Origin of the sequence: Cupriavidus neocaledonicus (assembly GCF_000372525.1) — a bacterium.
GTDB classification, from domain to species: domain Bacteria; phylum Pseudomonadota; class Gammaproteobacteria; order Burkholderiales; family Burkholderiaceae; genus Cupriavidus; species Cupriavidus neocaledonicus.
Genome location: NZ_AQUR01000106.1, coordinates 330,965 through 344,733, shown reverse-complemented (window position 1 = coordinate 344,733; position 13,769 = coordinate 330,965). Strand labels below are relative to the sequence as shown.

Here is a 13,769-nt window from a genome sequence, read left to right as displayed (position 1 = left end):
CCGCGTAACGCCGTGCCTGCTATTCGTCCTCTTCCGCGGCGTCCGTGGCCTCGGCGCCGCCCTGCCAGCTGCCCGCGCTGTCGGCCTCGATCGCCGCCAGCGCCGCGGCCGCCCGCTGCAGCGCGGGCAGCAGCTGCACCGCCTTGTCGCGTGGCACGCGCATGACCGGGGCCTGCAGCGCCAGCCCCAGGTTGGACTTGCCGCCGTCGGCCGCCGGCACCAGCACGCCGATGCAGACAAGCCCCGGCAGGAATTCCTCGTCGTCCATCGCGTAGCCGTCGCGCTTGACGCGCTCCAGTTCCGCCTCCAGCTGCGCATGGTCGGTCAGCGTGTTCTGCGTGTAGCGCTCCAGCTCCACGTTGGCCAGCAGCCGCTGCCGCTGCGCCGGCGCCAGCTGCGCCAGGAACAGCTTGCCGGTGGCCGAGCAGTGCGCCGGCACGCGCGACCCCGGATGCAGGTAGAAGCGCAGCGGCGCCGCGGTCTCGACGCGATCCAGGTACAGCACCTCGCCGCCGGAGAACGCGGTCAGGTTGCAGCTCTCGCCCACCTCTTCCACCAGGCGGCGCAGCACCATGTGGCGCGCCCCGTGCGAGGTGCTGTTGAGCAACAGGTTCTCCGCCAGCCGGCGCAGCCGCAGGCCGGTTCCGTATTGCCGCCCGTCGCCATTGCGCTGGATCAGTCCGGCTGCCTCGAGCTGCTGCAGCATGCGATGCAGCGTGGGCTTGGGCAGGCCGGTTTCTTCCACCAGCGCCTGCAGGTTGAAGGACTGGTCCTTCTCCGCGATGACCTCGAGCAGGCCGAACAAGCGCAGCGCCGGCGTGTCTCCGTCCGGCCTGGCTTCACTTTTGGCGAGGCGCATATCGTTCATGCCTGGCTCCATCATAGGTAAGTTTCATTTTCAGAGTCAAATCATATCAATTATCGAAACTTCTGGTTGACCTTCCCGCTTAGAGGGCCTACATTCCGGTTAAACGATAATTTTTTGGAACTTCTGGTTCCATTTTTTTAAGCAAACACCGGAGACAAGTCGACATGTACGGATAGGCCACCCTCTCCCCGGGGATTGCAAATACTGAACGACCACGGCCCAGGCTGGCATTTACTGCCCTGCCGCCTATACCGAAGAGAAGCCGTGGCGCCTGCCTTAAACGCTGGACTGGCTGCAATGCAGTAGCGACAGCAAGCGCAGCACAGGAGACACAACATGATCCAACAATCACCGTCCGGCAACGGACTATCCCACGGCCTCAAGCAACGCCACATGACCATGATCGCGCTCGGTGGCGTGATCGGCGCGGGGCTCTTCGTCGGCAGCGGCGTCGTCATCAAGTCGGCCGGCCCGGCCGCGGTCCTTTCCTTCCTAATCACCGGCCTGCTGGTGGTACTGGTGATGCGCATGCTGGGCGAGATGGCCTGCGCCATGCCCGGCGGCGGCGGTTTCTACGAGTATGCACGCGAAGCCTGGCGCGATCGCCCGGCGGTCGGCAACCTGGCCGGCTTCCTGACCGGCTGGATGTACTGGTACTTCTGGGTCATCGTGGTGGCGCTGGAAGCGGTGGCGGGCGCGGACCTGGTGCGCTACTGGCTGCCGGACGTGCCCAACTGGATCATCAGCCTGGTGCTGCTGGTGATGCTGACGCTGACCAACCTGGTATCGGTCAAGTCCTTCGGCGAGTTCGAGTTCTGGTTCGCCTCGATCAAGGTCGCGGCGATCATGGTGTTCCTGTTCGTTGCCGGCGTCTACGTGCTGGGCCTGGCCCCCGGATCGCACGGCATGGAGGTGGCCAACCTGACCGCCAACGGCGGCTTCATGCCCAACGGCATCGTGCCGGTGCTGACCGGCGCGGTGGCGGCGACCGGCTTCTACTTCGGCGCCGAGATCGTCACCATCGCCGCGGCCGAGACCGCCGAGCCGCAGAAGGCCGTGGCCAAGGCCACCAGCTCGGTGATCACGCGCGTGCTGGTGTTCTATGTCGGTTCGATCCTGCTGGTGGTGTGCCTGGTGCCGTGGAACTCCACCAGCATCGCCACCCCGTATGTCAGCGCGCTGAACGTAATGGGCGTGCCGGCGGCCGCGCAGATCATGAACGCGATCGTGCTGACCGCGGTGCTGTCGGCGCTCAACTCGGGCCTGTACGCGTCGTCGCGCATGCTGTTTGCGCTGACCCGCCGTGGCGACGCGCCGCAGTCGCTGGCCCGCGTCAGCCGCAACGGCGTGCCGGTGCGCGCGATCCTGGTGGCGACGCTGTTCGGCTACGGCGCGGTGGTGATGTCCTATGTCTCGCCCGAAACGGTGTTCGCCTTCCTGGTGAATTCGTACGGCACGGTGGCGATCTTCGTCTACATCCTGATCGCGATCTCGCAGCTGCGCCTGCGTTCGCGGCTGGAACGCGAGGCGCCGGGCCAGCTGCGCGTGCGCATGTGGTGCTACCCGTACCTCACCTATGTGGCGATCCTCGGCATGCTCGGCATCGTGGTGGCGATGGCCTTCATTCCCGACCAGCGCACGCCCCTGGCGCTGGGCGTGGTAAGCCTGGCGCTGCTGCTGGTGGCCTACGCCGCGCGGCAACTGTTTCGGCGTGGCGTGGATCCGGTAGTGCCTCTGGCGGAACTGCCGCGCCGCGACCTGCGCAAGTACTGAGGCGCGCGCAAGCCAAGATGACTGGCGCCGAGACGCCACAAGCAATCCAACCATGACTGACGGGGCGCGCCGGTGCGGTATGCTGGCGCGCTTCGCCATTCGGCAAACGCCCCCTGCCCCATGAGCCTGAAGTCTCCCACCACCCTCTGGTCGCAGCTGTTCCAGCAGCATGTGCACTCGGGCCTGAGCCTGCAGGGCAAGATCCGGCAGATGCTGGTCTCGGCCATCCTCGACGAGCAGCTGCCCCAAGGCGAGCCACTGCCCAGCAGCCGGGAGCTGTCGGCGCAGCTGCGGGTAGCGCGCAACACGGTGGTGCTGGCCTACCAGCAACTGGTCGACGAGGGCTACCTGGTCGCGCGCGAGCGCAGCGGCTACTTCGTCAACCCCGGGATCCTCGGCAGCCGCGTCAGCGGCGTCGCCTCGCTGCGCGGCGAGCCGGTGCCGGCGCGCGCGGGCGAGCCCGACTGGGAACGGCGCTTCGTGTTCCGTCCGACGCAGCAGCGCAATATCGTCAAGCGCGCCAACTGGCGCGACTATCCCTACCCCTTTATCTACGGCCAGTACGACCTGGCGCTGTTCCCCACCGCGGACTGGCGCGAATGCTGCCTGAAGGCGCTGAGCGTGCTCGACATCCACGACTGGGCCCAGGACATGATCCTGCGCGACGACGAGTCGCTGGTGCAGCAGATCCGCACCCGCGTGCTGCCGCGCCGCGGGGTCTGGGCCGGCACCGACGAGATCGTGATCACCGTGGGCGCGCAGCAGGCGCTGTACCTGCTGGCCGACCTGCTGGTCAGCCCCGACACGCCGGTCGGCATCGAAGACCCCGGCTATCCGGACGCGCGCAATATCTTCGGCTCGCACACTTCGAACCTGGTGCCGTTGCCGGTCGATGACGGGGGCCTGACGCTGTCCGATGCGCAGCGCGCCTGCGATTATGTCTACGTCACCCCCGGCCACCAGTGCCCGACCACCGTCACCATGCCGCTGGCGCGGCGCCAGGCGCTGCTGCGCCAGGCCGAGGAAGCGGACTTCGTGCTGATCGAGGACGACTACGAGGCCGAGAGCCGCTTCGAGGGCGATCCCACGCCCACGCTCAAGAGCCTGGACCGCAGCAACCGCGTGATCTACGTCGGCAGCCTGTCCAAGAGCCTGGCGCCGGGGCTGCGCATCGGCTACGTCGTCGGTCCGGCGGCGCTGATCGCGGAGCTGCGCGGCGCGCGCCGGCTGATGCTGCGGCACCCGTCGGCGTATATCCAGCGCGCGTTTTCGCTGTTCCTGTCGCTCGGCCACTATGATGCGCACCTGCGCCGGCTGGCCGCTGCGCACCGCGAGCGCGCCGAAGCGCTGCTGGCGGCGCTGGCCACGCATATGCCGGATTTCCACGCGGTGCCGATCGCCGGCGGCGCCTCCTGCTGGATCGAAGGGCCGTCGTGGCTTGACGCCGATGCGCTGGCGCGGCTGGCGGAACTGCAGGGCGTGCTGATCGAACCCGGCAGCGTCTTCTTCATGGCCGAGCCCGCGCCGCGCAACGGCTTCAGGCTGGGCTACTCGTCGATCTCGCTGGACCGCATCGAGCCCGGCATCCGCGTGCTGGCCGCCGTCGCGCGTGAACTGCAGGCCACCGCCGGCAGTGCAGCGCCCCCCGCCGCCGTCACTTGCCGGGCCCGCCCTGCCGCCTGAGCGGGACTGCCGGCCGCGCTGGCGTGGCTGGCCCAAGCGATAGTCCCGAACTGGCGCTACAGCGCCGCGGCCGGTTTCCCTATGCTCGAGTCATGGCCGGTTCCCCACGGACCGGCAGACAACACTCACGGAGACCAAGCCATGTCCAAGGACAACACCGCCGCCGGCATCGAACTGCTGCAAGCCTTCAACGACGCCTGGAACCGCCACGACATCGATGCGCTGATGGCCTGCATGGCCGACGACTGCGTGTTCCACGGCGTGGCCGGCCCCGACCTGCTGGGCCGCAGCTTCGTCGGCCGCGAGGCGGTGCGCGAAGGCTTCCAGCTGGCCTGGCAGACCTTCCCCGATGCGCAATGGGTCGATGGCGACCACTTCGTCGTCGGCGACCGCGGCGTCAGCGAATCGACTTTCCGCGGCACCCGCGCCGACGGCGCCCGCATCGAGGCGCGCATGGTCGACGTGTTCACCTTCCGCGGCGGCAAGATCGCGGTGAAGAACGCCTACCGCAAGGACCGCCCGCCGGTGGTGGCCGCAGCCTGAAGCGAGGAGACGCGCCATGCAAGCCGTAGCTCCCCGCAGCAGCCTCCTGGCCGGCGAGCAGTCGACCGCCCCGACCCGGCCGTACGACCCCGCCTACGACCCCCTGCACACGCCCACGCCCGGCCATGGCCGGGAATACGCGCCCACCTACTGGATCGGCACCGCCGGCGAGCCGCCCGCCGACGACGGCCCGATCACGCACGACATCGACGTCGACGTGGCCATCATCGGCTCGGGCTTCACCGGCCTGACCTGCGCCATCTTCCTGGCGCAGGAATACGGCATCAAGGCCACCGTGCTCGAGGCCAACCGCGTCAGCTGGGGCTGCAGCACACGCAACGGCGGCCAGGCGCAATGCGCTTCGGGGCGGCTCAAGCGCTCGCAGTGGATCCAGCGCTACGGGCTCGATACCGCGCTGCGGCTGCACCAGGAGGTCTGCGACGGCATGGAGACCTTCAAGGGGCTGATCAAGGACATCGACTGCGATCCGCAGCCCGGCGGCCACCTGTATATCGCGCACCGCGACAAGGTCATGCCCGCATTGGAGAAGGAAGCAAAGATCCTGCGCGAGGTGTTCAACTACGACGCGCGCATCCTCGACGCCGACACCGTGCGGCGCGAATACGTCGACGACAAGGAAGCCGCGGGCGCCATGCACGAGCCCGAGGGCATCGGCATCCATGCCGGCAAGCTCGCCTTCGGCTACCTGCGCCGCGCGCGCGCGCTCGGCGCGAAGGTGCATCCGTCCAGCCCCGTGACCGGCTGGGAAACGCGCAATGGCGTGCACTACCTGCGCACGCCGGGCGGCATCGTGCGCGCCCGCGCCGTGGGCGTGGCCACCGGCGGCTACACCTCGCAGTCGCTGCACCGCGAGCTGAAGAACCGGCTGTTCCCGATCCTGTCGAACTCCATCGTCACGCGCCCGCTCACCGCCGACGAACTGGCCGCGTGCAACTTCCGCACCACGCAGGTCATTACCGACACCCGCATCCTGCGCCACTACTACCGGCTGATGCCCGACGGCCGCCTGCAGATCGGCAGCCGCAGCGCCATCACCGGCAACGACGCGCCGCAGGACCAGTACAAGCAGAAGCTGATCGCCGACATGCACCGCAAATTCCCCGCGCTGCAGGGCATCCAGATCGACTATTCCTGGTGGGGCTGGGTCGACGTCAGCCACGACATGATGCCGCGCATCACCCAGCCCGACCCGGCCCAGTCGATCTACTACGCCATGGGCTACGGCGGCAACGGCGTGATGTATTCCGCCCAGGCCGGCAAGCGCCTGGCCGCGCTGATCGCCGGCAAGTCGTCGGCGCTGCCGGAACTGCCGATCTTCCGCTCGCCGCTGCCGTTCCCGAATGTGCGCGAGATGGTGGAATCGCAGATGTTCGCGCCGTTCCGGAGGCTGGGGCAGCGAGTGCTGTATCACTGGTATCACTGGAAGGACGACGTGTTCTGAAGGTGCGGCGCTGCTTGCCGAGCGCGACTGCGTTTGCCACCGTCCAGCGTGATCGCTCCCCTCTCCCGCCCGGCGGCAGAGGGGTTGGGGGAGAGGGCCGAAGCCTCCACGAAGTACCCCCGTCGCTATTGCCAGCGCCCGTCCTCTCGCCCGGCCCCTCTCCCGCGCGCGGGAGAGGGGCGCAAACCGTCAGCGCGGTTGCGCCGAAGCGCAGTCTCTGCAGCCTGCCGCTTGTCAGACCCCCACCGACACCCGAACCAGCCCCCACCGCCTCCACACGCGGCACCGCCGCGCAGTATGATGCCCAGGTCTCCCACCGCGGGAGCATCGCGTGCCGCGCGCCGGCCGCAGTGCATCAGGAGGCACGCTTGGACCCGACCCGGCCGCTACCCGATTCCCCCCGCCCCGGCGACCTGATCGTCGCCCGGCCGGAAGGCCTCTATTGCCCGCCCGGCGATTTCTACATCGATCCGTGGCGCCCGGTCGAGCGCGCCGTCATCACGCACGCCCACTCCGACCACGCCCGCTTCGGCCATGCGCACTACCTGTGCACCGCGCCCGGCCGCGGCGTGCTGCTGGCGCGGTTGCCCGGCATCCAACTCGATACCCTGCGCTACGGCGAACGCATCACCCACCACGGCGTCACGCTGAGCCTGCATCCGGCCGGGCACGTGCTGGGCTCCGCGCAGGTGCGGCTGGAGCACGGCGGACAGGTCTGGGTGGCCTCCGGCGACTACAAGCTGGAGGCCGACGGCACCTGCGACCCGTTCGAGCCGGTGCCCTGCGACACCTTCATCACCGAAAGCACGTTCGGCCTGCCGATCTACCGCTGGCCGCCGCAGGCGACGCTGATGGACGAAATCTTCGACTGGTGGCAGGCCAATGCCCGCGCCGGGCGCGCCAGCATCGTCTATGCCTATACCTTCGGCAAGGCGCAGCGCATCCTGCACGGCCTGCTGCGGCATGCGGGCGCCGATGGCATGCCCGGCCCGGTGATCGTGCATGGCGCGCTCACGCAACTCAACGCCGCCTATGCCGGGGCCGGCGTCGCGCTGCCGCCGACGGCACTGGTCTCGGAATTGCCGGCACGCAGCCCGCTGCTGCGCCAGGCGCTGGTGGTGGCGCCGCCGTCGGCGCAGCGCTCGCCGTGGCTGCGGCGTTTCGGCGATGCGTCGGACGCCTTCGCCAGCGGCTGGATGCAGCTGCGCGGCACGCGCCGGCGGCGCGGCGTCGACCGCGGCTTTGCGCTGTCCGACCATGCCGACTGGCCCGGGCTGCTGCACGCGATCAGCGCCACCGGCGCGGCCCGCATCATCGTGACCCACGGCAACGTGCCGGTGATGGTGCGCTATCTGGGCGAGCGCGGCTGGCAGGCACAGGCCTTCGACACCGAGTACGGCGACGACGATGAAGCCGCGCGCCCGGACCCGGCGGTGTCCGCCGAAGCGGCCCAGGAACAGGCCGCGCCATGAAGGCCTTTGCCGACCTCTACGCCGCGCTCGACGGCACCACGTCGACCAAGGCGCGGCTGGCCGCGCTGGTCGAATACCTGCGCGTCGCGCCGCCCGCGGATGCTGCCTGGGCCGTCTATTTCCTCGCCGGCGGCAAGCCGCGTCAGATCGTGCCGGTATCGCTGCTGCGCGACCTCGCACGGCAGGCCGCCGACCTGCCCGACTGGCTGTTCGAGGAGAGCTACCAGGCGGTCGGCGATCTCGCCGAGACCATCGCGCTGCTGCTGCCGGACCCGCGCGATGCCGACCACGCCGGCCTGGCCGAATGGGTCGAGCAGCGGCTGCTGCCGCTGCGCGGGCTGCCGCCGGAAGCGCTGATGCCGCGCCTGGACGCGCTGTGGCGCCCGCTCGATGCGCATGGCCGGCTGGTGCTGTTCAAGCTGATCACCGGCGCCTTCCGCGTGGGCGTGTCGCGGCTGCTGGTGACGCGCGCGCTGGGCGAGGTGGCCGGCATCGACCCCAAGCGCGTGGCCGAGCGCATGGTCGGCTACACCGACCTGTCGGCGCGGCCCGACGCGGCACGCTTGCTGGCCCTGCTGGCGCCCGAGGACGAAGACGATCGCGCGCTGCGCGCCGGCGGCCAGCCGTATCCGTTCTTCCTGGCCCACCCGCTGCAGGCCCCGGCCGAGCAGTTCGACACCGTGCTGGGCGCGCCCGGCGCGTGGCTGGTCGAGTGGAAGTGGGACGGCATCCGCGCCCAGCTGGTGCGGCGCGGCGGCCAGACCTGGCTGTGGTCGCGCGGCGAAGAACTGATCACCGAACGCTTCCCCGAACTGCAGCAGGCCGCCGCGACGTTGCCGGACGGCACCGTGCTCGATGGCGAGATCGTGATCTGGCAGCAGGCACGGGTGCAGCCGTTTGCGCTGCTGCAGCAGCGCATCGGCCGCAAGACGCTCAGCGCCAGGCTGCTGCGCGAGGCGCCCGCCATCCTGATGGCGTACGACCTGCTCGAATGGCAGGGCGAGGACTGGCGCACCCGCCCGCAAGCCGAGCGCCGCGCGCAGCTGGAACAGGTGGTGGCGGCCCATGTCCACCCCGCGCTGGAACTGAGTCCGCTGGTCGAGGCCGACAGCTGGGAACACTATGCCCGCCTGCGCGACGCGTCGCGCGAACTGGGCGTTGAGGGCTTTATGCTGAAAGCCGCCGGCGCGGCCTATGGCGCGGGCCGCACCAAGGATGTCGGGGTCTGGTGGAAATGGAAGATCGACCCGTACTCGGTCGATGCCGTGCTGGTCTACGCGCAGCGCGGCCACGGCCGCCGCGCCAGCCTCTATACCGATTTCACCTTCGCGGTCTGGAACGCTCCGCCCGGCACGCCGGGCCGCGCGCTGGTGCCCTTTGCCAAGGCCTATTCCGGGCTCACCGATGCCGAGATGCGCGCGGTCGACGCCATCGTGCGCCGCACCACGGTCGAGAAGTTCGGCCCGGTGCGCAGCGTCGAGCCGACCCAGGTGTTCGAGCTCGGCTTCGAAGGCATTGCCCGCAGCGGCCGCCACAAGAGCGGCATCGCGGTGCGCTTCCCGCGCATGCTGCGCTGGCGCACCGACAAGCCGATCGACGAGGCCGACACGCTGGCCACGCTCGAAGCGATGTTGCCGGCCACCAGCGCGCCGCGGGAGGATGCGGCATGAACCCGCCGCGCGCCGCACGCCAACAGGTGGCCCCAGTTATCGACCCGGCCCCGTCCTCGCCGCCACCATTGACTGTGGCCCAGGGCATGCAGGCGCTGTTCGACGCGCGCGGCTGGCAGCCCTTCGCCTTCCAGCGCGAAGTCTGGACCGCGATCGCGCGCGGCCAGAGCGGGCTGCTGCATGCCACCACCGGCACCGGCAAGACCTATGCGGCATGGCTGGGCGCGCTGATGGCATTCGCCACGCCGCGCACGGCCCCGTCGCACGACAAGCCGGCGCCGCCGCTGACCGTGCTGTGGCTGACGCCGATGCGCGCGCTGGCGGCCGACACCACGCGCGCGCTGCAGGCGCCGCTGGCCGAGCTCGCGCTCGACTGGACCGTCGCGCTGCGCACCGGCGACACCGGCAGCGCCGAGCGCGCGGCGCAGCAGCGGCGCCTGCCGACCGCACTGGTGACCACGCCCGAAAGCCTGACGCTGATGCTGACCCGCGCCGACGCCCACGACACGCTGCGGCGCGTGCGCATGGTGGTGGTCGACGAATGGCACGAGCTGCTCGGCAACAAGCGCGGCGTGCAGGTGCAGCTGGCGCTGGCGCGGCTGCGGCAGTGGCAGCCCGCGCTGATGGTGTGGGGGCTGTCGGCCACGCTCGGCAACCTGCCGCACGCGGCCGACGTGCTGCTGAGCGGCGTGCCCGGCGAGCGGCGCGTGCTGGTGCACGGCCATACCCCCAAGACGCTGCTGATCGACACGCTGCTGCCCGACAGCGCCAGCCGCTTCCCGTTTGCCGGCCACCTGGGCCTGTCGATGCTGCCGCACGTGGTCGAAGAACTGGCGCACGGCGGCACCACGCTGGTATTCCTCAATACGCGCTCGCAGGCCGAGCTGTGGTACCAGGCATTGCTCGACGCGCGGCCTGACTGGGCGGGCGAGATCGCGCTGCACCACGGCTCGCTCGATCGCGCGGTGCGCGAATGGGTCGAGCTGAACCTGAAGAACGGCGCATTGCGCGCGGTGGTGTGCACCTCCAGCCTGGACCTTGGCGTCGACTTCCTGCCGGTGGAGCGCGTGCTGCAGGTAGGCTCGCCCAAGGGGGTGGCGCGCCTGCTGCAGCGCGCCGGGCGCTCCGGTCATGCGCCGGGCCGCGCCTCGCGCGTGACGGTGGTGCCCACGCACAGCCTGGAACTGGTCGAGGCGGTGGCCGCGCGGCATGCGGTGCGGGCGGGACGGATCGAGGCGCGCGAGTCGCCCGACAAACCTCTCGACGTGCTGGTGCAGCACCTGGTGACGGTGGCGCTGGGCGGCGGCTTCCGGCCCGAAGCGCTGCTGGCCGAGGTGCGCTCCGCCTGGGCCTACCGCGGCCTGACCGACGAGGAATGGCAGTGGTGCCTGGATTTCGTGCGCCAGGGCGGCGCCACGCTGTCGGCGTACCCCGATTTCCGCCGCGCGGTGCCCGACGACGCAGGCGTCTGGCGCGTGCCGGACGCGGGGCTGGCGCGGCGCCATCGCATGAGCGTGGGCACCATCGTCAGCGATGCCACCATGCAGGTGCGCTACTGGAGCCGCGCGGGCAGTGGCGGCGCCTCGCTGGGCTCGGTCGAAGAAGGCTTTATCGCGCGGCTAGCGCCCGGCGACTGCTTCCTGTTCGGCGGCCGGCTGCTGGAACTGGTGCGGGTGCAGGAGATGACCGCCTTCGTGCGCCTCGCGACCGGCCGGCGCCCGGTGGTGCCGCGCTGGAACGGCGGCAAGATGCCGATGTCGACCGAGCTGGCCGAGGCCGTGATCGACACGCTCGCCGCCGCCGCGGCGGGCCGGCTGGATCCGCGCGACACCCCCGAGCTGCCGCTGATCCAGCCGCTGGTGGACCTGCAGGCGCAATGGTCCGCGCTGCCCTCGCGCCATACCCTGCTGGCCGAGTCGCTGCATTCGCGCGAGGGCTGGCACCTGTTCCTCTATCCGTTCGCCGGCCGCTCGGTGCACCTTGGCCTGGGCAGCCTGCTGGCATGGCGGCTGGGGCAGCAGGTGCCGGCCACGTTCTCGGTCGCGGTCAACGACTACGGGCTGGAACTGCTGGCATCGGCGCCGGTGGACTGGGCCCGCTGGCTGCCGCAGGTATTGGCCGACGAGCGCCGGCGTGACCTGGCCGCCGACGTGCTGGGCAGCCTCAACGCGGGCGAGCTGTCGTTGCGGCGGTTCCGCGAGATTGCGCGCATCGCCGGGCTGATCTTCCAGGGCTACCCGGGCGCGCCCAGGAGCGCGCGCCAGCTGCAGGCGTCGTCCAGCCTGTTCTACGAGGTCTTCCGCAAGCACGATCCCGGCAACCTGCTGCTGGGCCAGGCCGAACGCGAAGTGCTGATGCAGGAGCTGGACGCCCACCGCCTCGCCGCGACGCTGGAGCGGCTGTCGGCGCTGAAGCTGGACCTGCACGCGCTGAAGCGACCCACGCCGCTGTCGTTCCCGCTGGTGGTGGAGTTCCTGCGCGAGAAGCTCAGCACCGAAAAGCTCGCCGACCGCATCGCCCGGATGCTGGCCGACCTGGAGCTGGCGGCCGGACCCGAACCGGGCGAAGCCGCCGGCATGCCGGCCGAAGCAACGGCCGATGCCGTGGCCGAGGCCGCGCGCTTCGGCATGGCCGACCATGCCGGGCCGTCCGCCAGAACACCGCGCCGGCCGCGTCGGCCGCGCAAGCCGTCCAGGCCATTGCCGCTGCTATGACGCCCGACACCCGCACCTTGCAGCAGGGCGGCGCACTGGCCGTGCCGGCCGCCGGCGAAACCCTGTGGCTGCTGCCGGAACACGCGCTGTGGTGGCCGGCGGCCGGCATGCTGATGGTGGCGGACGTGCATTTCGGCAAGGCTGCGGCGTTCCGTGCGCTGGGGCAGCCGGTGCCGCACGGCACCACCGGCGACAACCTGTCCGTGCTGACCCGGCTGGTACGGCAGCTGCCCGTCGATGAACTGGTGTTCCTCGGCGACTTCCTGCACGCGCGCGCCTCGCGCACGCCGGCGGTGCTGCAGGCGTTGTACGACTGGCGCCAGGACCTGCCGGCGCCGTTGCGCTGCACGCTGGTGCGCGGCAACCATGACGCGCGCGCGGGCGACCCGCCCGCCTCACTCGGCATCGCGGTAGTGTCCGAGCCCGCGGTGGCGGGCCCGTTCGCGCTGTGCCATATGCCAGGGACTTCGCCGCTGGGCTATGTGCTGGCGGGCCACCTGCACCCGGCCTGCCGGCTGCGCGGCAGCGGCGCCGACAGCCTGCGCCTGCCCTGCTTCCTGTTCGGGCCGCGCGGCGCCATCCTGCCCGCCTTCGGCGCCTTCACCGGCCATGCCACGGTGCGCCCGCAAGCCGGTGAGCGCGCCTATGTCGTCGGCGGCGGCAGGGTGTGGCCGGCAGCGCCAGCGCGTCAGAACAGGGTATAGCCGCCGTCGATGACGAAGGTATCGCCGGTGTGGTAGGCCGACGCCGGGCTCATCAGGTAGACCGCGATGCCGGCAAAGTCGCTGCCCTCGCCCCAGCGGCGCATCGGCACGCGCTTGTGCACCATCTCCTGGAAGGCATCGTTGCCCTGCGCCGCGCTGGTCATCTCGGTCTTGATCCAGCCCGGCAGGATCGAATGGGCGCGGATGCCCTTGCGCGCATACTCGACCGCGAGCCCGCGCATCATCGAGATCACGCCGCCCTTGGTGGCGGCATAGTGCTCGGCGCGCGGCGCGCCCTCGATGGCGGCGACCGAGGCCGTGCTGCACAGCACGCCGCCCTCGCCCTGCGCCAGCATCTGCCGCACCGCCGCGCGCAGCGTGAAGAAGGTGCCGTCCAGGTTGACGCGCAAGGTCCGCCGCCAGGCCTCGGTGGCAATCTGGTCGAACGCTGCCTTGCTGCCGCTGCCGACGCCGGCGTTGGCAAAGCAGCCGTCGATGCGTCCCAGCGCCGCCACCGTGCGCGCCATCGCGGCGTCGACCGCCTGCTCGTCGCCCACGTCGCAAAGCTCCGTATGCACCTTGCGCCCGTGCCGTCCCAGCCGGTCCGCCGCGGCGGCGTTCTTGCCCGCGCTGGTGCCCCAGATCGCGATATCGGCACCGGCTGCGGCCAGCCCTTCGGCAATGCCGAGGCCGATGCCACCATTGCCGCCGGTCACCAGTGCCACCTTGCCGGTCAGGTCGAACGGATGCTTGCTCATGTCTGTCTCCTCGGATGGGTTGGTCGCTGTCTTGGCCCGACATTCTGGGCAGGACCGACGCCAAAGCTCGTCGTCGGATCGGATGAAATCGCGCGACCGGAAGGGAAACAGACGGATCAGCG

At 70.5% G+C, this 13,769-nt stretch carries 10 protein-coding genes; 8 read left to right on the top strand and 2 right to left on the bottom strand.

The window, feature by feature from the left end; all coding sequences use genetic code 11:
* Positions 1-19: 19 nt before the first annotated feature.
* Complete coding sequence (locus A3AG_RS0127450; protein WP_026164515.1) at positions 20-868, bottom strand: IclR family transcriptional regulator; 849 nt, start codon at positions 866-868, stop codon at positions 20-22.
* A gap of 336 nt (positions 869-1,204) precedes the next feature.
* Between A3AG_RS0127450 and A3AG_RS0127445 the strand changes: the two genes are divergently transcribed.
* The 8 genes from A3AG_RS0127445 (at position 1,205) to pdeM (ending at position 12,889) form a co-directional block, all read left to right on the top strand.
* The gene (locus tag A3AG_RS0127445; RefSeq protein ID WP_018008489.1) at positions 1,205-2,641 is read left to right on the top strand and encodes an amino acid permease; all 1,437 of its coding nucleotides are present in this window, start codon (positions 1,205-1,207) and stop codon (positions 2,639-2,641) included.
* Positions 2,642-2,761: 120 nt separating this feature from the next.
* Positions 2,762-4,324 carry a MocR-like pyridoxine biosynthesis transcription factor PdxR gene (gene pdxR, locus A3AG_RS0127440; RefSeq protein WP_018008488.1) on the top strand — a complete coding sequence of 521 codons (1,563 nt, stop codon included), beginning with the start codon at positions 2,762-2,764 and terminating at the stop codon, positions 4,322-4,324.
* Between the two features lie 141 nt (positions 4,325-4,465).
* Positions 4,466-4,867, top strand: coding sequence for a nuclear transport factor 2 family protein (locus tag A3AG_RS0127435; RefSeq protein WP_018008487.1), 402 nt, complete (start codon positions 4,466-4,468; stop codon positions 4,865-4,867).
* A 16-nt stretch (positions 4,868-4,883) separates the two neighbouring features.
* Complete coding sequence (locus tag A3AG_RS0127430; RefSeq protein WP_012356403.1) at positions 4,884-6,329, top strand: NAD(P)/FAD-dependent oxidoreductase; 1,446 nt, start codon at positions 4,884-4,886, stop codon at positions 6,327-6,329.
* Positions 6,330-6,697: 368 nt separating this feature from the next.
* Positions 6,698-7,801 carry a ligase-associated DNA damage response exonuclease gene (locus A3AG_RS0127425; protein ID WP_240619977.1) on the top strand — a complete coding sequence of 368 codons (1,104 nt, stop codon included), beginning with the start codon at positions 6,698-6,700 and terminating at the stop codon, positions 7,799-7,801.
* On the top strand, positions 7,798-9,471 hold the full coding sequence (locus A3AG_RS0127420; RefSeq protein WP_018008485.1) for an ATP-dependent DNA ligase: 1,674 nt from the start codon (positions 7,798-7,800) through the stop codon (positions 9,469-9,471). The genes A3AG_RS0127425 and A3AG_RS0127420 overlap by 4 nt, the downstream gene beginning before the upstream one ends.
* Complete coding sequence (locus A3AG_RS0127415) at positions 9,468-12,185, top strand: ligase-associated DNA damage response DEXH box helicase (protein WP_018008484.1); 2,718 nt, start codon at positions 9,468-9,470, stop codon at positions 12,183-12,185. Before A3AG_RS0127420 ends, A3AG_RS0127415 begins: the two co-directional genes overlap by 4 nt.
* A complete protein-coding gene (pdeM, locus tag A3AG_RS0127410; RefSeq protein WP_018008483.1) occupies positions 12,182-12,889 on the top strand; it encodes a ligase-associated DNA damage response endonuclease PdeM in 708 nt (235 codons plus the stop codon). The genes A3AG_RS0127415 and pdeM overlap by 4 nt, the downstream gene beginning before the upstream one ends.
* On the opposite strand, the gene A3AG_RS0127405 is transcribed toward pdeM, so the two are convergent.
* Complete coding sequence (locus tag A3AG_RS0127405) at positions 12,874-13,647, bottom strand: SDR family NAD(P)-dependent oxidoreductase (RefSeq protein WP_018008482.1); 774 nt, start codon at positions 13,645-13,647, stop codon at positions 12,874-12,876. The genes pdeM and A3AG_RS0127405 overlap by 16 nt on opposite strands.
* Positions 13,648-13,769: the final 122 nt, after the last annotated feature.